This is a genomic window from Herbaspirillum rhizosphaerae (genome assembly GCF_046025915.1).
In the GTDB taxonomy this organism is placed as follows: domain Bacteria; phylum Pseudomonadota; class Gammaproteobacteria; order Burkholderiales; family Burkholderiaceae_D; genus Herbaspirillum; species Herbaspirillum rhizosphaerae_A.
This window is the reverse complement of the sequence record NZ_JAQQFR010000009.1, coordinates 86,832-111,846: the sequence shown is the minus strand read 5'-3', so window position 1 is coordinate 111,846 and position 25,015 is coordinate 86,832. Positions and strand designations below refer to the sequence as shown.

Below are 25,015 nucleotides of genomic sequence, written 5' to 3'. Positions count from 1 at the left end.
TCATGTCTGCCTTGCCTTCTGCGAATAATCCGATCCTGTGTCCAGCGTTGTTCATCAGCGCACCTGGCTCCAACCACGGCAAGACGACCGTGACGGCGGCGCTGGCGCGCTGGCATCGCGATCAGGGACGCAAGGTGAGGGTGTTCAAGACCGGGCCGGATTTTCTTGATCCGACCATTCTTGAACGCGCCTGCGGCAGCACCGTGTATCAGCTCGATCTGTGGCTGATGGGCGCTGCTGAATGCCGACGCCTGCTGCATGAAGCCGCGCAGGATGCCGACCTGATCCTGATCGAAGGCGTGATGGGCTTGTTTGACGGAGAACCGTGCAGCGCGGACCTGGCGGAGTTGTTCAAGCTGCCGGTGGTCGCCGTGGTCGATGTCGCCGGCGTGGCGCAGACTCTGGGCGCGATTGCCTACGGTCTGGCGCATTACCGGCCGGGATTTCCGCTGATCGGCGTATTGGCCAACGGCGTTGCCAGTCCGCGCCATGAAGAAATGCTGCGCCAGGGCATGCCGCACGGCATCGACTATCTCGGCAGCATGCCGCGCAACCTGCAATTCAAATTGCCGGAACGCCATCTCGGCCTGGTGCCGGCGGCTGAAGTCGCCGATCTTGATCAGCGTATCGCCGCTGCGGCGGCGGCCATCGGCCAGACCGAATTATCCGAACTGTCGCGCTTGCCGGCACCGGTCGAATTTGCCGCCATCGATCCGCAGGAACATCCGTCGACGCCGAAATTGATTCCATTGCTGCAAGGACAACGTATTGCCATTGCGCGCGATGCGGCGTTCTCTTTCATCTACCCCGGCAATCTCGATCTGCTGCGGCAGCTGGGTGCGCAGCTGACTTACTTTTCGCCGCTGCAAGATGCGCGCCTGCCGCCTGCTGACAGTGTCTATCTGCCGGGCGGTTATCCGGAACTGCATTTGCAAGAATTGCAGAACAATGCAGCCATGAAGCAGGCCTTGCACGATCATTGCGCCGCCGGCAAGCCCTTGTACGCGGAATGCGGCGGTCTGCTATATCTGCTGGAAAGCCTGACCGACAAGAACGGCGCCCGCGCGCGCATGTTGGGCATCCTGTCCGGCCGGGCGGTCATGCAGCGCCGTTTGCAAGGGCTGGGCTATCAGACCATTCCGTTTGTTGAGGGCGCCATGCGCTGCCACACCTTCCATTATTCAACTACCGTGACGGCGATGGCGGCGGCTTTTACCGGCGAGCGTCTGTATGACACCTCCGCCGGAGAGCGCGTATATCGCTCACGAGGCGTAACGGCGACGTATCTGCACGCTTGCTTTGCATCGTCGCCACAAGCAACGGCGGCGCTGTTTACCGGGAAAATTGCGGTGCCGGAGCCGGCGGGCGACGAGGATACGTCGGCATGAGCCATCGTTACAGTCAAAGCGATATCGACGCCGTCTATCGCGTCATCGCTGAGCGGCGCGACATGCGGCATTTCCTGCCTGATCCGGTGGATGCCGACTTGCTGCAACGTCTGCTGCAAGCGGCGCATCTTGGCCCCAGCGTCGGCTTTATGCAGCCGTGGCGCTTCATCCGCATTGCCGATCGCAGCAAGCGCAATGCGATTCATGCACTGGTGGAGCAGGAGCGCATCCTGACTGCAAAGGCGCTTGAAGAGCGCGAAGACGAATTCATGCGCCTGAAGGTAGACGGCATCCTCGAGTGCGGCGAAGTGCTGGTGGCGGCCTTGATGGATGGCCGCGAGCGCCACGTATTCGGTCGACGTACCTTGCCGGAGATGGACCTGGCGTCGGTCGCCTGTGCTATCCAGAACATGTGGCTGGCCGCGCGCGCAGAAGGTATCGGCATGGGCTGGGTGTCGCTGTTTGATGCGGACAAGCTGGCGGCCTTGCTGGCGATGCCTGAAGGAGCGAAGCCGGTGGCAGTGATCTGCCTCGGCCATGTCAAAGAATTTTATGCGCGCCCGATGCTGGAGCAGGAAGGCTGGGCGGCGCGCCAGTCGCTGGACGATCTGGTCTATCGCGATGCGTGGGGAATCAAGGAAGAAAAATAATGAATCAGCGTACTTTGGTATTCGGTGGCGCTCGCTCCGGCAAGAGCGCGCAGGCGGAAAGGCTGGCGGCGGCGAGCGGCAAGCCGGTCATCTATATCGCCACCGCTGCCGTCGGCGACGACGAGATGGCCGCGCGCATTGCCTTGCACCGGCAGCAGCGCAGCGAGCACTACGCGCATTGGAACACGGTGGAAGAGCAACTTGCCTTGGGCGATGCCATCGCTCAACACAGCACGCCTGACAATGTGGTGCTGGTCGATTGCCTGACGGTGTGGCTGTCGAATCTGCTGTTCAGCGAGCACAAGGAGTATCCCGATATCGGCAGGATTGAAGCGCCTGCGCTTTTTGCCGCCGAGCGCGAGCGTTTTTTGCAAGCCTTGTCACAGGCCCAAGGCGAGGTCGTGCTGGTCTCCAATGAAGTCGGCATGGGCATCGTGCCGCAAGGCGCCATCTCGCGCTGGTTCGTGGACGAGGCTGGACGGCTCAACCAGGCGGTTGCAGCGATCTGCGAACGCGTGCAGTTCGTCGCCGCCGGCTTGCCGCTGGAACTAAAGGGGCACGTTGGACACATGGGGCACAGCGCATGATCGGTTTCGACATGACGCTGCTGGCGTTGCTGATGGTGGCTGGCGTTGCGCTGGACTGGCTGTTGGGCGAAGTATCGCGCTGGCACCCGCTGGTCGGCTTTGGATGCTATGTGCAATGGCTGGAACGTCAGCTCAATCGCCAGCCGGGGAGTTATGCGCGTGGCGCGCTGGCGTGGTCGCTGGCGGTGTTGCCGCTGGTGGCGCTGTCGGTCGTGATCACGATCTTGCTGGCGCGGCAATCCTTTTGGCTGGCGGCGGCCTGGCATGTGGTGCTGCTGTATTTTTGCATCGGCTTGCGCAGCTTGCGCGATCACGTGATGCCGATTGCGCAGGCCCTGAAAGCGGGTGACCTGGCTGCGGCGCGCAACCTGACTGGGCGCATCGTCAGTCGCGACACCACGCAGTCGCAGGAGACCGACCTTGCCAAGGCTGCGGTCGAATCCTTGCTGGAAAACGGCAACGATGCCGTGTTCGGCACCTTGTTCTGGTTTGCCGTGGCCGGAGGGCCGGGGGCTTTGCTGTTTCGTCTGGCGAATACGCTGGATGCCATGTGGGGTTATCGCACCCCGCGTTTTCTTGCGTTCGGTTGTGTGGCGGCGCGTATCGATGACGGCCTGAACTGGATTCCGGCGCGGCTGACTGCATGGTCGTATGCGCTGCTGGGCAACTGGCGTCAGGCGCGCACTTGCTGGCGTACGCAGGCCTCGGCGTGGAGCAGCCCCAATGCCGGACCTGTGATGTCGTCGGGTGCGGGCGCGTTGGGATTGGCTTTAGGCGGTACGGCGATTTACGACGGTGAAGTGGAAGAGCGTCCGCCGCTGGGCATGGGACGCGATGCTGTCGCAGACGACATCGTCCGCGCATGGAAACTGGTGTCGCGCACGGCGATGCTGTGGCTCACAGTGATGTTGACGATATCGATGTTGATGACGATGCTCTATACGACTTATGTCAGTTTGACGATGGGAGGTACGCATGCTTGAGCATGGCGGCAACCTCAATGATGCGGTGATGCGCCATGGCATTGCGCGCGCAGAGTGGCTGGACTTATCGACGGGGATCAATCCGAACTGCTATCCGGCACCATTGCTGCGCGACGATGCCTGGCATCGCCTGCCGGAGTCCAGTGATGCGCTGGCCGTCGCGGCATGCGCCTATTACGGCGCACCGCGCATGCTGGCGGTGGCTGGCACGCAGGCGGCGATACAGGCTTTGCCGCAGCTCAGGCTGCGTGAAAAAGGCGTGTCGCGTGTGGTCGTGGCGGCACCGGCGTATGCCGAGCACGCCCATCGGTGGCAGCAGGCCGGACATGCCATGCGCGAAATTGACTATGCGGACTTGCAAAAAGCGCTGGATACCTGCGACGTGATGGTGGTGTGCAATCCTAATAACCCGACCGGTGCGCGCGTCGTGCCGGATGTTTTGCTCGGGTGGGCGCAACAACTGGCGTCACGCGGTGGCTGGCTGGTGGTCGACGAGGCATTCGGTGACACGACGCCGCATCTGAGTGTAACCGGACAAGCGGGCGTGCAGCCCGGACTGATCGTGTTGCGTTCGGTCGGAAAATTCTTTGGTCTCGCGGGCGTGCGGCTTGGTTTTGTCGCCGCGCAAGATGCTGTGCTGGAGTCCCTGCAGGAATGGCTGGGGCCATGGACGGTCAGCGGCCCGGCGCAAGAGATCGGCATTGCAGCCTTGTGCGACGAGGATTGGCAACGCACCACACGCGAACGTCTCTTGGCTGATGGTGAGAGACTGAACCGCCTATTGGCAGGCGCCGGCATACAGGCAAGCGGCAGCGCGATGTATCAATGGTGGGCTGAACCTGATGCTGCCGGATTCCATGACTGGATGGCGCAGCAGGGGATCTGGGTGCGTTTGTTCACACGTGGCGCCGGTGGTATAAGGCTGGGTCTGCCGCCGGATGAAGCAGGCTGGCAGCGTTTGCAGACAGCCTTGCAAGGTTGGAGCCAGAACAATAACAAGAGCGTGGAGCGTATCGCATGAGCCGGCTCCCCGGGCTTCCATTTCATACCTTGATGGTGCAAGGAACCACCTCGGACGCCGGCAAAAGCACGGTGGTTGCCGCCTTGTGTCGCTTGCTGGTGCGCCACGGCGTCAAGGTCGCGCCGTTCAAACCGCAAAATATGGCGCTCAACAGTGCGGTCACCAGCGATGGCGGCGAGATTGGCCGGGCGCAGGCTTTGCAGGCGCAGGCTGCGCGCATCGCCCCGCACACCGACATGAATCCCGTGCTGCTGAAACCGTCCAGCGATACCGGCGCGCAAGTGATCGTGCACGGCAAGGTGCGCGCCGACATGAACGCGCGCGACTACCATCGCTACAAGACCAGTGCGATGGCCGCCGTGCTGGAGTCCTATCACCGGTTGCGCGAGCAGTACGATGCCGTGCTGGTCGAAGGCGCGGGCAGTCCGGCGGAGATCAACCTGCGCGCACGCGACATCGCCAATATGGGCTTTGCCGAGACAGTCGACTGCCCGGTGATTCTGGTGGCTGACATTGATCGCGGCGGTGTGTTCGCACATCTGGTCGGTACACTCGATTGTTTGTCGGACAGCGAACGCAAGCGCATCGTTGGCTTCGTCATCAATCGTTTTCGCGGCGACATCAGCCTGTTGCAACCGGGGCTGGACTGGCTGGAAGAACGCACCGGCAAACCGGTGCTGGCGGTATTGCCGTACTTGCATGGTTTGCATCTGGATGCCGAGGATGCCGTGGCTTCCACGCAGAGTGTCAGAGGGAAATTTCGCGTGGTGGTGCCGGTCTTGCCGCGTATCAGCAATCACACCGACTTCGACGCCTTGCGCGCGCATCCGGATGTGGATCTGCAATTCATCGGGCCGGGCCAGCCGATTCCGCCTGCCGACCTGATCATCCTGCCGGGCAGCAAGAATACCCGCAACGATCTGGCCTGGCTCAAGCAGCAAGGATGGCCCGACGCCATCAGAAAACATCTGCGCTATGGCGGCAAGCTGATCGGCATTTGCGGCGGCTTCCAGATGCTGGGCCGGAGCGTCGACGACCCGCATGGCGTGGAAGGCACACCGGGCAGCATGGAAGGGCTGGATCTGCTGGCGATGCGTACCGAACTCACGCAGCAAAAACAGTTGCTGCAAGTGTCAGGGCGATGCGCGTTTATCGACGAGGACGCTAGTGTCACCGGCTATGAAATTCACATGGGTGTTTCAGCAGGCGAGGCCATGCAACGTCCCGCGTTCCATATCGATGGTCGTCCTGAAGGCGCGCGTTCGGCGGATGACCAGATTCTGGGAAGCTACCTGCATGGCATGTTTGATACGCCGCAGGCATTTGCTGCCTTGTTGGCGTGGGCCGGTCTGGGCGGCGTCGATGCCGTCGATCTGGATCAGTTGCGCGAGCAAAGCCTGGAGCGCGTCGCCGACGCTACACAGCCGTTGTTTGATGCCTTGCTGAAGGTCAACTACCGCGCTTAGCGGAAAGCGCCGAGAACGTCGTAGCCGATGTTGCCGTTGGTGGCATCACTTTGTTTTTTCGACGATTTTCCTGCAGTATCGTCGCGCCATGTACCGGGCTGAAAGTGCCAGCCGTCGGCATATTGCTGCCAGCTTGGTGCAACATAGCGTTGACCGGGACGGGACAATTCCCAGTGTCCGGCGCACCAGACAAACCAGTTGCTGGTGAATTTCCAGTAGCCCGGGCTCCAGATGACGCCGTCGCGTTCGCTCGGTGCGGCTTCCGTCTTCGGCGGAGGTGGCGGCATGGTGGCGACGAGCGAGGATTCTTCGGATGCAGCGGGGATGGCAGCCGGTTTCTTGCCGGCGAGAATGGCGGAGACACAGAGTCGGAAAGTCAGCATGATGGTCTTTCGGGGGCTTATACAGGACTACGAGTGGGACGATGATCCACTGTAGCCCTATCGCCGCCGAAAGCCATCCGCCGAATCCAATTGTTACACCTGTCGTACAGTTCATTACTTGCCGGACAAACTTTGTTACAGCAGCGGCGTGCTTGTCTGTACTTGCAGGAAAGATTGTCTATTTAATTGAGCGCTTCTTTCGCGGCTTCTTCCGGCGTCAGACCGTCATAGAACAAATCGGTAAACCATTCGACTTCTTCCTCGATGTGTTCTTGCGCCTGCGCAAGCGTTGCGCCGCCCTTGACCAAAAACTTCTCGACTTCGGTACACCACTGGATCAGCGCTTCGGTTTCCGGATCCAGCTTCTCTTCTTTCTTGGGCATGATTGTTTCCTTGTTCAGTTACGTAGTCGTGCTGGCAGCATAAGCCAAAAGCGTACGGCGTGCTTGCCTGATAGATCACTCAGCGTATGGCCGTCCACAGCAGCGACAAGCCTGACAGCAGCAACAGCAAATCCAGCAAGCGCTGAAAATTGGCTTCGCTCATCTTCATGACAAAAAACTTGCCCGCGAACGTGCCGGCCATCAATGATGCGCCCACCAGCAGACCTTGCAGGAAAACACTCAGCGGCATGGCGCCGAACTCGCGGAAAGTCAGTACCTTGCTGACATAGAGAAACAGCGAACTCGCTGCCTCAGTCGACAGAAATGCACCTTTGGTCAGACCGTAAGCCGTGAACACCGGCACGCTCAGCGGCCCGGTGGAAAGCACGATGCCGGTCAGGAAGCCGATCACCGCGCCCGCTACCGATAACTGCCACAGACGGACTTTGAAGTCGTGCTTCTTCAGCCAATGACGGAAAGGCACCATCGCCAAAAAAAATACCCCGAGACTGACTTCGATCAGATGCGCCGGCAAGACCAGGAGCGTACGCGCACCGATCGCTGCGGCTGGAATACCGGTGATGGAATAGGCCGCAAAGGCACGCCAGTCGACCACGCGCCACCAAGCCAACACGCGTGCCAGATTCGCCATCAGGGCCGCGACCGCCATGATGGGGACGGCTTGTTTGGGGCCAAAGTTGTAGACCAGCACCGGCAGCAACATGATGGATGAGCCGGTGCCGATGACGCCGCTGACCATGCCGGCAGCGAGGCCGACAAGCAGGATAAAAAGATAAGTCGCCACGTGATTTTTTATGGAAAAGGACGTGGCATTGTACGCTGAAGGATGGCCGGGCTTCCGCATCTGAGAAGCCCGACAACCCGATGACATGCTTAAGGACGTTCGCCGGCCTTCAGTCGTTCTGCAATCAGCTCCACTACGGCAGGCAGATCAGCGACGGAGTCGATCACATAATGGGCTCCGGCTTCACGCAAGCGCATTTCTGCCAGCGCCTTGAGCGCCTTGATTTCTTCCGGCGACAATTGCGCCAGTTCCGCCTTGGTACAGCCGACTTCATTGCCGGACAGAGAAATGCCGACCGTCCACATGCCGGCGTTGATGCCTTCTTCGATACCCGGCGTGGTGTCGTCGACCTTGATGCAGGCGGCGACGTTGCTGATCTTTAACGCCAGCATGTTGGCCAGCGCCATGTACGGGCCTGGACGTCCGCCTGCAGGTAATTCATCACCGGCGATGACGTGGTCGGGGGTGATGCCTTCGGCTGCAGCCAGCGGCAGCAGCACGTCGAGTACCTGACGCGGATAGCCGGAGCAGGAGCCGATTTTCAAACCTTGCTGGCGTAGCCAGGCGAGTGTTTGCTGGACACCGTCGATTGCTTGCGAATATTCGCCAACCTTGGCGATCTGCATCGGCATGAAGCGTGCGTAGAGGGCGTCAACATCGGCATCGGTCGGCAACTGTCCGTGACATTCCTTCCATTGACGGGCGATTTCGGGATTGTCGAGCAGGGTGCGGATGTGCTGCCACTTGGACAAGCCCATCGGGCCGCGTGCCTGCTTGAGCGAGATGTTCATGTCGAAGCTCTTGAAGGCATCGACGAAAATCTGTGTCGGCGCCAGCGAGCCAAAGTCGACCAGTGTGCCGGCCCAGTCAAAGATGACGGCCTGGAGCTCTGTGGGTGCGGTGCTTGTACGGGACATGGGAGTTCCTTTCTGGTTCACGGATGGATGGCGTGTAATGTGTTGGAGGTGTCTTTTGCTGCGGCGATAAAGTTGCGTCCGCGTGGACCTTGCAAGGCGCGTTGCACCAGCGCGTCCCAGGCATCGGCGACGCCGTAATGTGCCGGATCAGTGCTCACACCCAGGCGTTCAAGGAAGCCGGATAAATTGTCGACCGCTTCCTGCGCGTCGACGGCATCGAAGATCTTCAGCAGCAGCGCATCGACGTCGGCCGCATTGCCGAAGGCCAGCGCCATGACGTGCGGCAACGAGAACGAGCAGGCGATGCCATGGGTGACGCCGTGATGCAGCGTGATGTCGTAAGACAGTGAATGCGCGAGCGCCGTCTTGGTATTGGAAAACGCCAGGCCGGCTTGCAGCGCGGCAACCGCCATGCGTTCGCGCAGCTGCAGGTCACGCGGACTCTGCAGCAAAGCGGGAAGCGTATTGACGATGCTGCGTGCCGCCGTAGCTGCAAGGCTGGCGGAGACCGGATTGCGATTGACGTTCCAGATCGACTCCAGCGCATGCGACAACGCGTCGAGTCCGCTGGCGAGTGTCATGTCCTGCGGCAGGGTCAGCATCAGTTGTGGGTCGATGATGGCTGCCTGCGGCCAGGTCCAGTCCTGATGCAGGGAATATTTGTTGCCCGCGGCCGCATCCCAGATGGTGGCCCACGGCGTGACTTCGCTGCCGGTGCCCGCGGTGGTTGGGATGGCGATCAGCGTCTTGGCGCCGATACCCGACAGCGGTGCAGCATCGCGCAAATGTGAAAGCAATTCGTCGAAACGGCCGGAAGGCGTTTTGCTCAGCATGGCCTTGGCGCAGTCGATCACGCTGCCGCCGCCAAAGGCGACGATGCAGTCGACATCGGCATAATCGCGCCATACGCGCTCATACATCGCGGCAAGCCAGCTGACGTCGGGGTTCGGTTGCACGGCGTTCTCGATGCCTGCCAGTTGTGGCCCGAGTAATTCAGCGATGCGCTCTTCCATCCCCAGCGAGGCAGCTTGAGGGAAGGTGATCAGCAGGGCGCGCTTGCCGTTCAACAAGCCCGGCAGCTGCGCCAGACTGCCGCTACCGGCCTGTATGGCGACCGGGTTGTGATAATTCCACATGGAGTTCTTTACTAAAAATGTGTCTGAAAATGAATGCTGCTGGATAAATTCAGCTGAATTCATGCAGCCGAATTAATGCGTCTTGCCGTCCTGGATCATCTGACGCAAGCGGCTCGAGATCGTATCGGCGACGACCACCATCAGCGTAACAACCACGATGCAGGTTGCGGTGTCCTGGTACTTGAACAGCTTCAGGCTGTTGACCAGTTCGAAGCCGAGACCGCCGGCGCCGACCATACCGAGCACGGTGGCCTGGCGCAGGTTGACTTCAAAGCGGTACAGCACGGTGGCGATCCAGGCAGTGATGACTTGCGGCAAGACGCCGAAGACGATGACTTGGAGCGGACGGGCGCCGGTGGCGCGCAAGGCTTCCAGCGGGCCATCATCGATTTCCTCAATGCTTTCGGCGAAGAACTTGCCGACCATGCCGACGCCATGCAGCGCCAATGCCAGCACGCCGGGGAAAGGGCCGAGCCCGACGGCGGAGACGAACACCAGCGCGAGGATCAGTTCATTGATGCTGCGCGTGACGTTGAGCATCTGGCGCACTGCCTGATAGACGACACGGTTGCGATTGAGATTGCGTGCTGCAAGGAAGGACACGGGAATCGCAACGATGACGCCGAGCAGCGTGCCCCAGATGGCGATCTGGACTGTCTCGATGGCGGGGCCGACCAGATTTCCGAGGATCTTCCAGTTCGGCGGGAAAGAGCGGCTGAGAAAATCGCCGATCTGCGGCAGGCCGTTAGCCAGTTCACTCCAGCTTAGTTGCGTGCCTTGTGCGCTCCACGTCAGAACGAAAGCGACTGCGGCGACGGCGGCAATGCACAGCAGCCAGGCACGCAGGGTTAGCGGACGGGCGCCGGTCCAGACGTAGTCGTGATAACTGGAGCGGGATCCGTCGCGATCCATTTCGGGTTGCATGGGAACGCTCATGACAGGGCTCCTTCCAGCACCATTTCAGTGGGCTGATCAGTGGGCTGATGTATGGACTGATTTGTGTGGCGAATCGGGTTATGCAATTCGTCCTGTGCCTTGACCTGGTCAAGACCGGAATAAATCAGATTGAGATGCGAATCACGCAGCTCGTCGCCGCGGCCATCGAACACCAGCTTGCCGCCCGACAGGCCGACGATGCGATCGCCGAATTCACGGGCGTAGTCGACCTGGTGCAGGTTGCAGACGACGGTGATGCCGAGTTCGCGGCAGGCTGCACGCAGATATTGCAGCACCAGCCGCGAGGTTTTGGGATCGAGACTGGCGACGGGTTCGTCGGCCAGGATGACTTGCGGACGCTGCGCTAGAGCGCGGGCAATGCCCACACGCTGACGCTGGCCGCCAGAGAGCGCATCGGTGCGCTGTTCCGCTTTGTGTTCCAGTTCGACGCGGCGCAGGCAGTCCATCGCCAGGGCGATATCCTGACGGCTGAACAATTGCAGCACCGAGCTGAGCGTCGAGGTCTGGCCGAGCCGGCCGGTCAGTACGTTTTTCAGTACCGACAGGCGTGGCACGACATTGTGATGCTGAAAAATCATGGCCACTTGCTGGCGCAACTTGCGAACGTTGCCGTTGCGCGCATCGGTGGCGTCAAATCCGGCCGCCACCAGCTCGCCGGAAGTCGGTGTCGCCAGGCCGTTGATACAGCGCAGCAAGGTCGACTTGCCGGCGCCGGACGGTCCCAGCACGACCAGGAATTCTCCGGGAGCGACATCGAGGTCGATGCCGCGCAGCACGGCATTGCTGCCGTATTGCTTGGTGAGCGAACGGATCTTGATCATTTCATTGCCTTGAGGTCGAGATTGAGGATCTTGGCGGTGTCGCGGACAACGTTGTAGGCGGCGTCGTTGGTCGGCACGAAACCGTTCAGCACGCCCTGGTCGCCCCATTCGACGTTCTTGATGTTGGCGAAGGCGGTGGCGATCTTCTTCTTCAGTTCAGGATCGAGATCCTTGCGCCAGACCATCGGCGATTCAGGGATGTCCGGCGAAGTCCAGACGATGTTGAAATCGGCTTGCTTGATGATGCCTTTGGCGACGGCTGCGGCGAAGATGCGGTCGGCGACGGCTGCGGCATCAACCTTCTTGTTGGCCACGGCCAGGATGCTGGCGTCATGCGAGCCGGAGAAGATCACGCGCGAGAAATACTTGCTCGGCTCGATGCCTTGCTTTTGCAGGCCTGCGGTCGGGAACAGATGTCCTGATGCCGACGACGGATCGACGAACGCCATCGTATGGCCCTTGAGTTGCGGCACGGTTTCGATGCCGCTGTCCTTGCGTACGATGATCAGGCTCTTGTAGGAACTCTTGCCGGTCTTCTTGGTTTCCGCCACGGAGAAGGCTTCGACGTTGGCGATCGAGGTTGCCAGCACGTAAGAGAACGGACCGAGATAGGCGACATCAAGCTTCTTCGAGCGCAGCGCTTCGATGATGCCGTTGTAGTCGGTGGCGATGAAAGGCTTGACCGGCATGCCCAGTTGTTCTTGCAGGCTGTCGATGACCTTTTTGCTGTTTTCCAGCATGGCTTGCGAATCTTCGGCCGGGATCAGGCCGACGGTCAGTGGCTGGGCAGCAAATGTGGAACTTGCGGAAATCAGGCTAAGGCACAGGGCCAAAGGGCGGAAAAGGGCGGAGAGACGTTTCATGATGCTCCTGGCGGTGGTGAGTGAGGTCCGTCCTGGAGAAGACGGGCTTGTGTTCATGACCGACAGAATAGGGCGCTATTGTGACGTCTTTATTATCGATATAATCAGGAGATTGATGCTTACCTATTGATGGAATCTATAGATGACGCCTTCGCAACTCCGCGCCTTCCTCGCCGTCGCCCGCAACCGTGGCTTTAGCGCGGCTGCCCGCACCTTGGGTGTAAGCCAGCCGACGCTGACTTCGCAGGTGCAGGCGCTGGAGCGGCAGCACAATGTCGAGCTGTTCTACCGCCGTGGCCGTCGCCTGGATCTGACCGATACCGGGCAGCGCCTGTTGCCGATCGCACAAAAGATCGCCGAGCTGGAGCTGGATGCCTACAACCTGCTGTACAACTCCGGCGTGCTCAATGTCGGACACCTGAAGATCGGCGCGGTCGGGCCTTTCCACGTGATCGAGATGGTGGATGCCTATCGCCGCAAGTTTCCCAATGTGGAATTGTCGATCCGCATGGGCAATTCGGCGGAGACCATGGCCGATCTGGAGAACTACGTCACCGACGTTGCCGTGCTGGCCAGCTTCAACGACGATCCACGCTTTGTCGCGGTGCCGTATGCCGATCACGCCATCGTAGTGTTCGCCCATATCGACCATCCGCTTGCCAAGCATGATTCGATCAGATTGCAGGATTTGCACGGCCAGCCGATGGTGATGCGCGAGCAGGGTTCGACCACGCGGCTGGCGCTGGAAAAGGTCTTGAAGGAAGTGGATGTCATGCCGCGCGTGGTGATGGAAATCGGCAGCCGCGAAGCTTTGCGCGAAGCCGTGGCGCGCGGAATCGGTTTGGGGACGGTGTCGGAGGCGGAGTTTGTGCCCGATCCGCGTTTCAAACTGCTGCCGATTGAGGGCAATCCGGTCAGCACGCATACCTATATTTATTGTCTGGCAGATCGGAAAGACAGCCGTCTGGTCGCGTCTTTCCTGGAGCAGGTTTCTGCTATGCCTGCGACTGAATGAACGCATTCATCAGTTCAAGCACGGCGGTCGCCTGTTCCTGATGTGGTGTATGGCCGCATTGTTCCAGTAACTGCATGCGCGCACCGGGAACGGCTTCGACGATGGCGTCGACCTGGCGACGGGTGCCGTACTGGTCGTCGATGCCTTGCAATATCAGCGCAGGGCAGACGATGGACGGCAACACCTGTTCGATATTCCACTTGGCAAAATCCGTTGTCAGCCATGTGTCCGACCATGCCTTGAAAATCTGCTCGGTCTTGTCGCCGTGATATTTGCTCAAGCCGCGTAATTTGCCATCGGCATAGGCTTGCTCTGCGACGCGGATGCCGTCGAGGGTGACGGTTTCGACAAAGACATGCGCGGCTTCAGTGATGATTCCGAGCAAGCTCGCCGGTTGTTGTGCTGCATGCAATAAGGCTATGCTGCCGCCGTCGGAGTGGCCGATGAGGATGTAGGGCTGCTGTGCAGGCAAGGCATGTGCAAGAACCTGCGGCAACTCATCAAGCGCATAGCGATGTAAATAATCTGTTGCACGTGCATGTTGCAGCGCATCGGAAAGGCCGTATCCGAGACGGTCATAAAGCAGGCCTGGGCATCCGGTTATCTCGCACAAACGGCGCGGAAAATCCTTCCACATTGCAGTGCAACCTAAACCTTCATGAAGGAAGACGAGACAAGGTTTTTCAGCTTGTCCATCGATCAATTCGTAGTAGATATGACATGCTTCGCCGACGGCGAAATCGATGCGGACATGAGGCATGGAAGGAAACGGCGCCTGTGATGAGATGCGCTAGTTTTCCATGTTTTTACGTTTTCGTGCGAAACCCGACGCAAAAGAAAGTGAAACAAGCCGAAATCTCTCTCCCACTCAAAAATAAATCTGCTATCTTTATATCCGGTACTGACCTGAACACATAAGGAGACACGTATGGATTTGGTTGAGAAATTCGACGCTAAAGGCAAGACCGGAGCTGCCTATCACGTAGAGGTGTACCAGACGCCAATCGAAGAGGCGGACAAGACTGCACCGGAAGGTCTCAAAACCTACAAACTGAACGATGGACGGGCGCTTGATCCTTTATCGGACGCCAAATTCAAGATCGTTCAGACCGGAGAAAAAATCTATCGCGTGTGACAGACATTTAGTCATCAGCATACAAACAGGCACAAAGCTAAACGGCAGACATCGCGTCTGCCGTTTTTATTTATACGATTCAACCAGTGACTGATTAACCGCCGCTGCTCGGCTTACGATAGCCGCCTTCCACCCAGCGCTCGGCGCTGGCTGCACTCAGTTTGAAATTCGGTGCGACCTGCACCTTGGCCAGCAACTCTCCGGCTTCATCCCATGCTTTCAGATCGGCGTAAGGGAAGTCATCATCGGGCACGATATCCAGCGTCACCTTGATGCTGCCTTCGGCGCTATCGACGGTAATGTTCTTGTGCAGTTGCGCATGCAGCTGCTGCTCGCTGCGGCGGCGGAATTCCGATGCTGTTTTCACCAGCGTATTAAAGGCCGGCTTGTCCATCGGTTTTGGGTTCTTCTTGTCGCGGCCCATGGTCCAGGGACCGATCAGCGTCGGTTCGCGCTCGCCTTCGCGTGTCATTTCGACAGCCCAGCCGTCATCGTCGTCGTTCTTGATGATGCGCGCCGTCCAACCCTCGTCGCGCCATAAGCGCGGCTCGTGAATGACATCGGAAACATCGGTGGTTTGATCGTTGGTATTGTCGCTATCGGGGAGATCGGAAGGGTGGTCGGACATGGAACGCAGTCAAGATGGAGCAAGGCCCGCCATGATAGTGGAATATGACAGCCCATGCTCACAATCATCCACATGCCTCGCATTGCTATGTAACAAGCTATTTCTTTGAGAAAATTAAATTTTGTGTTTGGGCCTAATCGCGAAACAAACGGTAATAAATGTTAAGTGAAATTGCGGTTAAACTCCCGACCATGGAAATCGAACTCAAACTATCCATCGCTCCAGGCGATGTCGACGCCTTTAATCAATTGCCGCTGTTGAGGGAATATTCCTCCGGCGCACCGGAGCTGCAGGGCTTGTTCAGCATCTATGTCGACACGCCTGCCTTGCATTTGAAGAAGCATCGTTCGGCGTTGCGGGTGCGCAAAGTCGGCGACAAGTGGTTGCAAACCTACAAAGGCGGCGGTCGCGTTGACGCCGGCTTGCACCAGCGCCATGAATGGGAGTGCGAGGTTCCCGGCCCGGAGATCGATCTCGATAGTCTGCTGCCGCTGGTGGACAATCCTGCCGCGCGCGAAGCGCTGGAGGCACCGCATCTGGCGGAGCAATTGCGGGAAGTCTTCACCACCAGCTTTTTGCGAACCATCTGGATGCTGAACCTGCCGCAGGATACCGTCGTCGAACTGGCGCTGGATCAGGGTTTTGTCTCGGCAGGAGTGCGTAGTGAAGCCTTGTGCGAGATTGAGCTGGAACTCAAGTCCGGGCAGACCGAGGTCTTGCTGGCATTTTCAGAATCGCTGCGGCAGGCGATCACACTGGAGCCGAGCAATATCAGCAAAGCGCAACGTGGATTTGCGCTGCGGTTTCCTGAAGGTGACAGCGCGCTGTAACCCTCTTTTCCAGCAGTTTTTTTACAGACCCGTTCCCCTCGATCGGATGGCTTGCTGGCGCAATAATCCATCGCAACAATTCTTCCCAACATTTCAATGATGTCTTTTTCCAGTAGTGGCATGGATGCTGCTTGCCGGAGAAAGACGGCTTTTGTCTGGCGATTTCCACTGTTTTGCACTGATATGAGGCGTAATCACGGGCGCAACCCCACGCAAAACGATTGAAATAGCGAGACCAGCGCCGTCATCCGCATTGACTTCGTCTGGGGGGACACATGAACACCATTGCAGCAACAACAGCACCAATACCAGCCGCCGGCAGCGTTGAAGAGCGCGACGTCACATTTCGCCGCATTGTCTGGCGCATCATTCCTTTCGTCACGCTGATCTGGTTTTTGGCCTGGGTTGACCGCGTCAACGTCGGTTTCGCCAAGCTGACCATGATGAGCGATCTGGCCTGGTCGGACGCCGTCTATGGTGCCGGCGCAGGGATCTTCTTCATCGGTTATTTCATTTTTGAGGTGCCAAGCAATCTGGCGCTGCAAAAGTTCGGCGCGCGCAAAACCATTATGCGCATCACCATCGGCTGGGGCATTACCTGCGTGCTGATGGCCTGGGTGCAGACATCCACGCAGTTTTATATCCTGCGCTTTCTGATGGGCGCTTTCGAAGCCGGATTGCAACCGGGCGTGATTCTGTATCTGACCTATTGGCTGCCGACGCATCGGCGTGGCAAGGCCCTGGGTGTGTTCGTCTCTGCGTCAGCGGTGTCGCTGGTGCTAGGCAGCCCGCTGGCGGCGTACATCATGGAATTGTCGCAAGGTCTTGGCGGTTTCAAGGGCTGGCAGTGGCTCTTTATCATCGAAGGCATTCCATCGATCGTGGCCGGGCTGGCTGCGTATTTTCTGCTGACCGACCGGCCGCGCGACGCCAAGTGGCTCAGCGACCGTGAAAAGGCCCACGTCGAGACCGAATTGTCGGCAGAAGATCAGGCTTTGGGGCCGCGTGAACACAGCTTCTTTGCTTCGCTGCGCAGTGCGCGCATGTGGGCCTTGATTGCCGTCTTTTTCTGCATCATCGCCGGTAACGCGACGCTGGTGTATTACGGCCCGAGTCTGGTAAAAGAAGTCGGTTTCACCGATATCAAGACCCTGGGGTGGGTCATGGGCGGCATCTATTGCTGCGGATGGTTCGGCATGCTGCTCAACGGTTATCTGTCGGATCGCAACAAGGAAGTGCGCATCCATACCGCCGTGGCTGCCGCCATTGGTGCAATCGGGCTGTTGCTGGCGGCTTATTTTCTGGGGCAGAAGAGTGCTGCGGGTGTGGTGTTTGCGCTGGCGTTATCCTCGGCCGGCACGATGGGCGCTATTCCGGTGTTTTGGCAATTGCCGGGGCGCTTCCTGTCGGGTACGGCGATTGTGGTGGGGCTGGCCGTGATCAATTCGGTGGCGAATCTGTCGGGCTATTTTTCCCCGCAATTGCTGGGTTATCTGAAGACCACAACCGGACAATATGGCAAGGGCCTGACCACCATCGCCATTGTTGAGTTCATGGCGACGGTGATGATCTTTGCGTTTATCAGCAAGACATCTAAAGCGGAAAAATAAGACTGTCCGAGCGTTTTGCTGTCGTCCCAGCGAACGCCGGGACCCAGTGTCGTGACAAACGTCGATACGACGCTGGGTCCTGACTTTCTTCAGGACGACGGCGCTGCAGGTTCGTTATAAATCAGGGGGCGGCGGTGCGAGCACATCGCGGGCACCGCTCTTGGACATGGAGGACAGGATGCCAGCCGCCTCCATCTGCTCCACCAGTCGCGCCGCACGGTTGTAGCCGATACGGAACTGGCGCTGCACTGACGAGATCGACGCGCGGCGGCTGCGGGTGACATAGGCTACGGCTTCGTCGTACAGCGGATCGCTTTCGTCGCCCGGCTCACCAAACATATCGCCTTGCTGCGGCTCTTCCGAGGCCGGACCGGCCAAAATTGCCTCCTCGTATTGCGGCTCGCCGTGGGCCTTCAGATGTTCCACCACGCGGTGTACTTCTTCATCCGATACAAAAGCGCCATGCACGCGTTGCGGATAGCCCGATCCCGGCGGCAGGAATAGCATGTCGCCGTGGCCGAGCAAGGTCTCTGCGCCCATCTGATCCAGCACCGTGCGCGAGTCAATCTTGGACGACACCTGGAAAGCCACGCGTGTCGGGATATTCGCCTTGATCAGACCGGTAATGACGTCGACCGATGGCCGCTGCGTTGCCAGAATCAGGTGAATCCCGGCGGCACGCGCTTTTTGCGCCAGACGGGCGATGAGTTCTTCGATCTTCTTGCCGGCGACCATCATCAGATCGGCCAATTCGTCGATGACCACCACGATCATTGGCAGACGATCCAGCGGCTCCGGCGCATCCGGTGTGAGGGAGAACGGATTCTTGACGTACTTCTCAGCGGCAACACCATCGGCAATCTTCTGGTTGTAACCAGCCAGGTTACGTACGCCCAGCGCCGACATCAGGCGATAGCGCTTGTCCATTTCCGCCACACACCACGACAGCGCGTGCGCAGCCAGCTTCATGTCGGTGACCACCGGCGCCAACAGGTGAGGGATGCCGTCATAGACCGACAATTCCAGCATCTTGGGGTCGATCATGATCAGGCGCACTTCGTCCGGCGTTGCCTTGTAGAGCAGCGACAGAATCATGGCGTTGATCGCCACCGATTTGCCCGAACCGGTCGTACCTGCCACCAGCATATGCGGTGCACGTGCGAGGTCGGTCGCCACCGGTACGCCGGTGATGTCCTTGCCCATGGCGAGTGTCAGATGCGAGGCGGAGCGCGCATAGGCTTCTGACTGGATGATTTCGGCGAGACGGATCATTTGCCGCTTGGGATTCGGCAATTCCAGGCCCATGCATGTCTTGCCGGGAATGGTCTCCACCACGCGAATCGAGGTCAGGCCGAGCGCACGCGCCAGATCTTTCATCAGATTGACGATCTGCGCACCGCGCACGCCCAATGCCGGTTCGATCTCGAAACGGGTAATCACCGGCCCGGCGTAGGCACCCAGCACGGTGACCGGGACTTTGAATTCTTTCAGGCGCTGCTCGATCAGCTGGCCGATTTCAACCAACTGGGCTTCGTCCATCTCTACCGGCATGTCGCTGCCCTGATCGAGCAACTCGATGCCAGGCAAAGGAATATCGGTCGGACGATAGGCTGCCGATATCTCTACAACCGGCGCCATCGCTTGTTGCGCTGCGGGAGGCGTTTGCGTCCAGGTGCGGATCTGCATCGGAGCCGCAGGTGCAGCGATATAGTGCTCTTCGGGAGTATCAAACAGCAGCGTCGTCTCAGGCGCAGCGACTGGAGTAGCAGGAGCGACAGGGGGCTCCCAGACAGGTTCGACGCGTGACTCGACAATGTTGAATGCCTGGGGAGCGACAACGGCTTCTGGTTCCGGCTGATCGAACGGCGGTGACGTTGACGCGGAGATGGTTTCGGCAAAGACTTGCTGCGTTATCACTGGTGCGGCCGTCGCTGTCGCAACCGTAGCAGCCACCGGTACCAAAGAAGGAGTAACTGCTGGCGTTATAGGAGGTACTGATGGCGTAAGCACTGTTTGCGCCACCGCAGGAGCGGCATGAGATGGCAGGCGTGACGCCAGCGTCGCGCTCAACGAGGTCGGGATCGCGTGGCTGCGGTCGGCGGCAGTACTGATGCGCACCTTGGTGCTGCTGCCTGGAATCGGCGTAATCCGTGGTTTGCTGATGATGCTGTTGGCAAGCGAAGGCTTTTGCGTTGTCAGATGCGCCGCTGCTGGCGCAGGTTCTGCGGCTTGCATCGAACTGGAGCGCGCCAGCATGGCTTGCGTCGGGCGCAAGGCTTCAAACGGCGCCCATTCGGAAGCCGGACGAGCCGGGCGCTTGAGTGGTTCAGTCGAACGTGGCGCAGTCGGCCAATTGCCGGCGGGCGTTTGCGATGGATTGGCGCTGCGCGGCATTTCGTTAGGCAGCGGCCATGGATCGCGTTTACGGGTAAGGTTGCCGAAAGGCTGCGGAGGCTGCTGTGGTTGCCGTGATGGTAGCGGCTTGACGGATCCAGTGACTTTTGGCGCCTGGCTGGCGGGCAAATTGCGTACGGTCGGTGGGATATTGGCTTGCGTGCGGCGTGCCACGGATGCCTGCAGCGGCAAACCGGCGGTATCGGACTTGTCTTCGGCAACAACCTTGCGACTGCGTCCGAACAGCCAGAACAATCCCAGCAAACCGCTTGCCATCAAGGCAAGTACGCCGAGCAGCTTGCCAAAGCTTGCGGAGATGCCGCGCGCCAGCGCCTGGCCGAAGAAATCGCTTTCCAGAGCGACATCGCCCTGGCTTCTGAGCATGGCTTCAATGGCGCTACTGGCACAGAGGACGATCAGCGTGCCCAGCCAGATGCGGATGGCGCCGCGCCCGCGCAAGCCTTTGCCGGACAGCAAAGACACCAATACTCTGCCGAGCAGGGGCAGTATCCACAAAAACGACCAGCCGAACCAATCAAGTAAAAATAAGCGCATCCCCTAAGTTTACAGGAAGCCGGCCCCCAAACTGAAATTTCCAGCGGGGAAATCTGTAAATCGGCTAAAAAATCGGAGAGAGTCAGGCAGAAAAAAGCCCGCTTCCCAAGATGCAGATGCATTTATGGGGTGGAAACGGGCTGGGGGAGGCTTGTTTCGCGGTCTACTTTTCCAGCGGCACGGTCAGTGGCTGGCCATCCTGCACCAGCGACCAGACCAGCAGTTTGGCCGGTTTGGTGGCGCTGGGGTTGCGCGACACCAGATGCGGTGTGTTCGGCGCTTCGTACCAGGATTCGCCGGCCTTGTAAGTGACAGTCGCGCCGCCTTGCAGCTGCGACACGACTTCGCCCTCAAGCACATAGGCAAAGATCGAACCGGGATGACGGTGGGCGACCGAGCTTTCGCCGGGGCCGTAGGCCACCACGGCCATGACGCCGCTTTTGCCGGGTGCATCATCGGACAGGGTCTGATGCTGCAATGGCGTGACGACTTCGTCGCCGTGTTTGCCGTCATGGGCGCCGGCACCGGCCGCCATGGCCAGCAAAGCCACCAGCAGGGCGCTTTTTGCAGTAAAGATGAATCTCACGTCAGGCTCCTTGTTCCTTGTCGTCTCAGGCAACAGGCATCTTGCGGAAGCCGATCGCAAAACGGTTCCAGGCGTTGATGGTGTTGATGGCCAGAGTCAGGTTGACCAGCTCGGCATCGCTGAACTGCGCGCGTACCAGCGCATAGTCTTCGTCAGGTGCACCGGTTTGGGAAATCAAGGTCAGTGATTCGCTCCAGGCCAAGGCTGCGCGTTCACGTTCAGTGAAGAACGGGGTTTCGCGCCAGACCGGCACCGCGTAGAGGCGGCGTTCAGTTTCGCCGGCCTTGCGGGCGTCGGCGGTGTGCATATCGACGCAGAAGGCGCAGCCGTTGATCAGCGAGACACGCAGGCGAACCAGTTCCAGCAGGGAGGTTTCGAGGCCGAGTTTGCCGACCACGTTTTCGAGTGCAATCATGCCCTTCAGGACTTCAGGGGAAGCTTTGTAGAAATCGACGCGTTGTTCCATGGTAATGCTCCTTGAGAGTGGATTAAAAAGTCAGTTAGTGAGGCAGATAAATCGTTAATAGGCGTCAGCGGGGCCATGTTCGGTTGCCGTTTTTGCTTAGCCAGTGACGTCATCTTAAGGAGTCCAATGCCCTTCACGAATAACCAATTTCTCGAAAAATCAGGAGACCACTTCCATCGGTACCGCTAGAATCAGCGATGACAAGAACAACCACAACTGGCTTGCGGAGACCTCATGGAACTGCACATCGTCATCGAAGGAAGCAAAGACCTCGCCGGGCAGGTTTATCGCCAGCTGCGCGACGCCATCCTGACTGGCCGTCTGGCGCCGGGAGAGCAGGTGCCGCCGTCACGGCTGTTGGCAACGCAGCTCGGTTTGTCGCGCAAAACCGTCTCCGAAGCCTATAGCCGCCTGACGCTCGACAAACTGCTGGTCGGCCAGATAGGCAGCGGCACCTTCGTCAATACGCCGGCAGAGGCCAAGCCGAAACCGAAACGTTTCGAAAGCCAGGATCTCGCCGCCGGCAAACTCATCGAACATTGGCTGAATCAATCCTTTCCGTTGTCGATGCGGCATATCGGCCCGGAGACACGCTCGCAGTATGACTTTCAGGGTGGCATTCCGGTGCGCCGGCAATTTCCGCAGGAAGAGTGGCGACAATGTGTACTTTATGGATTGCGCCAAAGCAGCAACAGCAGTGGGTTTTATGCAGAAACAGAAGGTTTGCCCGCGCTGCGCGAGGCGATAGCGCGCCATGTTTCGTTCGCGCGCGGGGTGCAATGCACGGCGTCCGACGTACTTGTGACCAATGGCGCGCAACAGGCCTTGGATCTGATCGCCCGCGTACTGGTCGAGCCCGGTAGCGTGGTCGCGGTGGAAGATCCCGGCTATCCACCGGCGCGCATGCTGTTTGCTGCACAGGGGGCCAATGTTGTTGGCGTCCCAGTCGACAACGAGGGTATGCAGGTTGATCGCATTCCGGACGGCACGCGCCTTATTTATGTCACGCCGGCGCATCAGTTTCCGCTTGGCATGCCGATGAGCGCGGATCGCCGCGAGGCCTTGCTGGAACGCGCGCGTGAACTGAGGGCGATCGTCATCGAAGACGATTACGACAGTGAGTTCCGTTATGAAGGACGGCCGCTGGATTCCTTACAGAGCCTGGATGTTGACGGCCTGGTCGCCTTTGTCGGCACCTTCTCAAAGACCATCAATCCGGAACTGCGTGTGGGCTATGTTATTGCGCCGCCGGCCATCCGCCGCGCCATGACGATCGTCAAGGGACTCTCGGACTGGCATACGCCGACCATGACGCAATGGGCAATGACCAAATTCATCGACGAGGGCTATCTGCAAAAGCATATTCGCCGTTGCCATGGCATCTATGTCGCCCGGCGCGAAAAGCTGCACGCGGCGTTCAATGGCGACCTCCAGCCATGGATGCGTGCGGTGCCGACCAACGCCGGTTTCCATCTGGCGGCGGAGATGACCGCCGAGGTCGATATGACGCAACTGCTGCGGCTGGCGCGGCGTGTCGATGTCGCGCTTTATACGCTGGACGAGTTTTACTACGAGGCCAAGCCACAACCGGCCTTGTTCTTCGGCTATGGAGCGATCGAATCACTCGACATCGAGGTGGCCTTGGGGCGTGTGGCGACGATCTTGACGGAACTGAGCCAATAGGGACCAGGCAGGGGCTGGGCTCAGGCAACTTCAATCATCGGATAGAAATCACGGTCTTCGCGCTGCATGCGTTCAAACAGGATCTTCAGTACACGGTTTGCCTCGGTGCGAAAGCCTTCCGGATCGGCGATCAGGTGTCCGGCATCATTCCATTTGCGCGCAAACTCACCGTAAGTTTCAGCAATATGCGTCATTTCATGCTGATACTGCTTTCCCAGCATTGCCAGTCGAGGATTGTTGGCTTCCTGCAGCGCGGGATAGAGGAATTTGTCCTCAATGGACAGATGCAGCTTGATCACAGAACTCATCTTGATGACCAAGGCTGCAATGTCGGCGGCGTTCTGAGGAATCCCTTCATGCGACAACTCTTTGAGCTGGCGGATGCTGTTGAAAATAGCTATATGCTGATGTTTGTATTTGTCGATGTTCATGGTGGTACTCGCTAAGCCTGTCTTGCCTGTCAGGCCCGAAATAAGATGAAAGATAAAAAAGCGCCGGATCGCGGTGATTCATATCGAGCGAACCAGTCCGATCCGGCGCAAACCTCGCAACACTTGAGACTATTTCGCTATCAATCCAGCGACGAAGCCGGGCCGAAGAACTCGTAGCGGCTTTGCGCCGCCGGCACGCCGAGGTCGCTCAGGTGACGCTTGATGGCTTTCATGAAGGACTTGGGACCGACGAAGTAGGCATCCACGTCCATCGATGCCGGCAGCCAGCTGCCCAGCTTGTCGCGATCGAGATAGCCGGTCGCATGCGGTGCCGGATCTTGTTCACGCGGCTGCTCATAGCAGATGTAGTGCTGCAATTGCGGATGCTCTTGCGCCAGATCGGCGATTTTCTTGCCGAAAGCATGCACGCCACCGTGGCGCGCCGCGTGGATAAACACAACCGGACGCTTGGTCGGCAGCGCTGCATCCAGCATCGCCAGCATCGGGGTGATGCCGACGCCGCCGCTGATCAGCACCAGCGGTTTGTCGCTGGCGGTCAGTGTGAACTCGCCGGAAGGTGGCATCAGGTCGATGCTTTTGCCGACCGTCATGTGGTCGTGCAGATAGTTCGACACCTTGCCGTTCGGCTCGCGCTTGACGCTGATGCGGTACATCTTGCTGTTGGGTGCGGCTGACAGCGAGTATTGGCGGCGCATTTCTTCGCCGTCGATGTCGACGCGCAGACCGATGTACTGACCGGGTTGGAAGGCCAGGATCGCCTTGCCGTCTTCCGGTGCAAAATAGAAGGAGGTGATCTCATCGCTCTCGTCGACCCGGCGCACGACCACGAACTTGCGCATGCCGCGCCAGCCGCCGTCGGCGGTTTCTTTGGCGCTATAGATGCCTTCTTCAGCTCCGATCAGGATGTCGGCCAGCTGTCCGTAGGCAGCGCCCCAGGCGTCGATCACCTGATCGGTGGCGATCTCGGCGCCTAGTACTTCTCGGATGGCGCGCAGCAGGCAGTCGCCGACCATCGGATAATGCTCCGGCAGGATTTGCAAGGCGACATGCTTGTTGACGATGGTACTGACCAGGCCGCCGAGCTGCTCCAGCTGATCGATATGGCGTGCATACATCAGCACACCATTGGCCAGCGCACGCTGTTGATCGCCGCTGCCTTGGTGCGCTTTATTGAAGTAAGGGATGACCTGGGGATAGTCACGCATCAGCATTTTGTAGAAATGCGTGGTCAGTGCTTCGCCGCCGCTTTCGAGCAGGGGAACGGTGGACTTGACGATGGCACGGTGAGCATCGGATAGCAT

26 protein-coding genes are annotated in these 25,015 nt (G+C 59.2%); 11 read left to right on the top strand and 15 right to left on the bottom strand.

All coding sequences use genetic code 11. From position 1 onward, the window contains the following. The first annotated feature begins 2 nt into the window (after window positions 1-2). From PQR63_RS14760 to PQR63_RS14735, 6 genes are read left to right on the top strand one after another with little or no spacing between them, the layout of a single operon-like run. A complete protein-coding gene (locus tag PQR63_RS14760) occupies window positions 3-1,388 on the top strand; it encodes a cobyrinic acid a,c-diamide synthase CobB (protein ID WP_408168735.1) in 1,386 nt (461 codons plus the stop codon). Further along, window positions 1,385-2,038, top strand: a complete 654-nt coding sequence (bluB, locus tag PQR63_RS14755) for a 5,6-dimethylbenzimidazole synthase (protein WP_408168733.1) — start codon at window positions 1,385-1,387, stop codon at window positions 2,036-2,038. The genes PQR63_RS14760 and bluB overlap by 4 nt, the downstream gene beginning before the upstream one ends. After that, window positions 2,038-2,625 carry a bifunctional adenosylcobinamide kinase/adenosylcobinamide-phosphate guanylyltransferase gene (gene cobU, locus PQR63_RS14750; protein ID WP_408168731.1) on the top strand — a complete coding sequence of 196 codons (588 nt, stop codon included), beginning with the start codon at window positions 2,038-2,040 and terminating at the stop codon, window positions 2,623-2,625. The genes bluB and cobU overlap by 1 nt, the downstream gene beginning before the upstream one ends. After that, window positions 2,622-3,608 (top strand): adenosylcobinamide-phosphate synthase CbiB, encoded by a 987-nt coding sequence (cbiB, locus tag PQR63_RS14745; protein ID WP_408168729.1) that lies wholly within the window; start codon window positions 2,622-2,624, stop codon window positions 3,606-3,608. Before cobU ends, cbiB begins: the two co-directional genes overlap by 4 nt. Next, on the top strand, window positions 3,601-4,629 hold the full coding sequence (gene cobD, locus PQR63_RS14740) for a threonine-phosphate decarboxylase CobD (protein ID WP_408168727.1): 1,029 nt from the start codon (window positions 3,601-3,603) through the stop codon (window positions 4,627-4,629). The genes cbiB and cobD overlap by 8 nt, the downstream gene beginning before the upstream one ends. Beyond that, window positions 4,626-6,095: a cobyric acid synthase gene (locus tag PQR63_RS14735; RefSeq protein ID WP_408168725.1), complete on the top strand. Its 1,470-nt coding sequence runs from the start codon at window positions 4,626-4,628 to the stop codon at window positions 6,093-6,095. Before cobD ends, PQR63_RS14735 begins: the two co-directional genes overlap by 4 nt. Here the strand turns inward: PQR63_RS14735 and PQR63_RS14730 are convergent. The 8 genes from PQR63_RS14730 to phnD all read right to left on the bottom strand — a co-directional run bounded on the left by PQR63_RS14730 (window position 6,092) and on the right by phnD (window position 12,360). Beyond that, on the bottom strand, window positions 6,092-6,478 hold the full coding sequence (locus PQR63_RS14730) for a hypothetical protein (protein WP_408168723.1): 387 nt from the start codon (window positions 6,476-6,478) through the stop codon (window positions 6,092-6,094). The two genes, PQR63_RS14735 and PQR63_RS14730, sit on opposite strands and share 4 nt — an antisense overlap. A gap of 182 nt (window positions 6,479-6,660) precedes the next feature. Then, window positions 6,661-6,861, bottom strand: a complete 201-nt coding sequence (locus PQR63_RS14725; RefSeq protein WP_094563977.1) for a globin family protein — start codon at window positions 6,859-6,861, stop codon at window positions 6,661-6,663. A 79-nt stretch (window positions 6,862-6,940) separates the two neighbouring features. Then, window positions 6,941-7,666, bottom strand: a complete 726-nt coding sequence (locus PQR63_RS14720) for a sulfite exporter TauE/SafE family protein (RefSeq protein ID WP_408168721.1) — start codon at window positions 7,664-7,666, stop codon at window positions 6,941-6,943. 89 nt (window positions 7,667-7,755) lie between these two features. Beyond that, window positions 7,756-8,583 carry a phosphonoacetaldehyde hydrolase gene (phnX, locus tag PQR63_RS14715; protein ID WP_408168719.1) on the bottom strand — a complete coding sequence of 276 codons (828 nt, stop codon included), beginning with the start codon at window positions 8,581-8,583 and terminating at the stop codon, window positions 7,756-7,758. Between the two features lie 17 nt (window positions 8,584-8,600). Continuing rightward, window positions 8,601-9,719 (bottom strand): iron-containing alcohol dehydrogenase PsrA, encoded by a 1,119-nt coding sequence (psrA, locus tag PQR63_RS14710; RefSeq protein WP_408168717.1) that lies wholly within the window; start codon window positions 9,717-9,719, stop codon window positions 8,601-8,603. Between the two features lie 72 nt (window positions 9,720-9,791). Then, window positions 9,792-10,631, bottom strand: coding sequence for a phosphonate ABC transporter, permease protein PhnE (phnE, locus tag PQR63_RS14705; RefSeq protein WP_408168889.1), 840 nt, complete (start codon window positions 10,629-10,631; stop codon window positions 9,792-9,794). 20 nt (window positions 10,632-10,651) lie between these two features. Beyond that, the gene (gene phnC, locus PQR63_RS14700; protein ID WP_408168715.1) at window positions 10,652-11,497 is read right to left on the bottom strand and encodes a phosphonate ABC transporter ATP-binding protein; all 846 of its coding nucleotides are present in this window, start codon (window positions 11,495-11,497) and stop codon (window positions 10,652-10,654) included. Beyond that, entirely contained in the window at window positions 11,494-12,360 is an 867-nt protein-coding gene (gene phnD / locus PQR63_RS14695; protein ID WP_408168714.1) for a phosphonate ABC transporter substrate-binding protein, read from the bottom strand. Before phnD ends, phnC begins: the two co-directional genes overlap by 4 nt. A gap of 142 nt (window positions 12,361-12,502) precedes the next feature. Between phnD and PQR63_RS14690 the strand changes: the two genes are divergently transcribed. Beyond that, window positions 12,503-13,375 (top strand): LysR substrate-binding domain-containing protein, encoded by an 873-nt coding sequence (locus PQR63_RS14690; RefSeq protein ID WP_408168712.1) that lies wholly within the window; start codon window positions 12,503-12,505, stop codon window positions 13,373-13,375. On the opposite strand, the gene PQR63_RS14685 is transcribed toward PQR63_RS14690, so the two are convergent. Then, window positions 13,356-14,135, bottom strand: a complete 780-nt coding sequence (locus tag PQR63_RS14685) for an alpha/beta fold hydrolase (protein WP_408168710.1) — start codon at window positions 14,133-14,135, stop codon at window positions 13,356-13,358. The genes PQR63_RS14690 and PQR63_RS14685 overlap by 20 nt on opposite strands. A 168-nt stretch (window positions 14,136-14,303) precedes the next feature. On the opposite strand from PQR63_RS14685, the gene PQR63_RS14680 reads away from it, so the two are divergent. Continuing rightward, window positions 14,304-14,510, top strand: coding sequence for a hypothetical protein (locus PQR63_RS14680; RefSeq protein WP_007880888.1), 207 nt, complete (start codon window positions 14,304-14,306; stop codon window positions 14,508-14,510). Window positions 14,511-14,604: 94 nt separating this feature from the next. Here PQR63_RS14680 and PQR63_RS14675 read toward each other — a convergent pair whose 3' ends face one another. Next, window positions 14,605-15,138 carry a hypothetical protein gene (locus tag PQR63_RS14675; RefSeq protein ID WP_408168708.1) on the bottom strand — a complete coding sequence of 178 codons (534 nt, stop codon included), beginning with the start codon at window positions 15,136-15,138 and terminating at the stop codon, window positions 14,605-14,607. Between the two features lie 158 nt (window positions 15,139-15,296). Between PQR63_RS14675 and PQR63_RS14670 the strand changes: the two genes are divergently transcribed. Together PQR63_RS14670 and PQR63_RS14665 are read left to right on the top strand one after the other, a co-directional pair. Further along, window positions 15,297-15,968 (top strand): CYTH domain-containing protein, encoded by a 672-nt coding sequence (locus PQR63_RS14670; protein WP_408168707.1) that lies wholly within the window; start codon window positions 15,297-15,299, stop codon window positions 15,966-15,968. Window positions 15,969-16,243: 275 nt separating this feature from the next. Further along, window positions 16,244-17,578 carry an MFS transporter gene (locus PQR63_RS14665; RefSeq protein WP_408168705.1) on the top strand — a complete coding sequence of 445 codons (1,335 nt, stop codon included), beginning with the start codon at window positions 16,244-16,246 and terminating at the stop codon, window positions 17,576-17,578. 114 nt (window positions 17,579-17,692) lie between these two features. Here the strand turns inward: PQR63_RS14665 and PQR63_RS14660 are convergent, their stop codons facing one another. From PQR63_RS14660 to PQR63_RS14650, 3 genes are all read right to left on the bottom strand, one after another. Further along, complete coding sequence (locus tag PQR63_RS14660) at window positions 17,693-20,527, bottom strand: FtsK/SpoIIIE family DNA translocase (protein ID WP_408168704.1); 2,835 nt, start codon at window positions 20,525-20,527, stop codon at window positions 17,693-17,695. A 163-nt stretch (window positions 20,528-20,690) separates the two neighbouring features. Continuing rightward, a complete protein-coding gene (locus PQR63_RS14655; RefSeq protein WP_408168702.1) occupies window positions 20,691-21,113 on the bottom strand; it encodes a cupin domain-containing protein in 423 nt (140 codons plus the stop codon). A gap of 25 nt (window positions 21,114-21,138) precedes the next feature. Continuing rightward, window positions 21,139-21,579: a carboxymuconolactone decarboxylase family protein gene (locus PQR63_RS14650; protein WP_094563964.1), complete on the bottom strand. Its 441-nt coding sequence runs from the start codon at window positions 21,577-21,579 to the stop codon at window positions 21,139-21,141. A gap of 234 nt (window positions 21,580-21,813) precedes the next feature. On the opposite strand from PQR63_RS14650, the gene pdxR reads away from it, so the two are divergent. After that, window positions 21,814-23,262: a MocR-like pyridoxine biosynthesis transcription factor PdxR gene (gene pdxR, locus PQR63_RS14645; protein ID WP_408168700.1), complete on the top strand. Its 1,449-nt coding sequence runs from the start codon at window positions 21,814-21,816 to the stop codon at window positions 23,260-23,262. A 20-nt stretch (window positions 23,263-23,282) separates the two neighbouring features. On the opposite strand, the gene PQR63_RS14640 is transcribed toward pdxR, so the two are convergent. Both PQR63_RS14640 and hmpA read right to left on the bottom strand, forming a co-directional pair. Beyond that, a complete protein-coding gene (locus PQR63_RS14640; RefSeq protein WP_408168698.1) occupies window positions 23,283-23,693 on the bottom strand; it encodes a hemerythrin domain-containing protein in 411 nt (136 codons plus the stop codon). Between the two features lie 140 nt (window positions 23,694-23,833). Next, window positions 23,834-25,015, bottom strand: coding sequence for an NO-inducible flavohemoprotein (gene hmpA, locus PQR63_RS14635; RefSeq protein ID WP_408168696.1), 1,182 nt, complete (start codon window positions 25,013-25,015; stop codon window positions 23,834-23,836).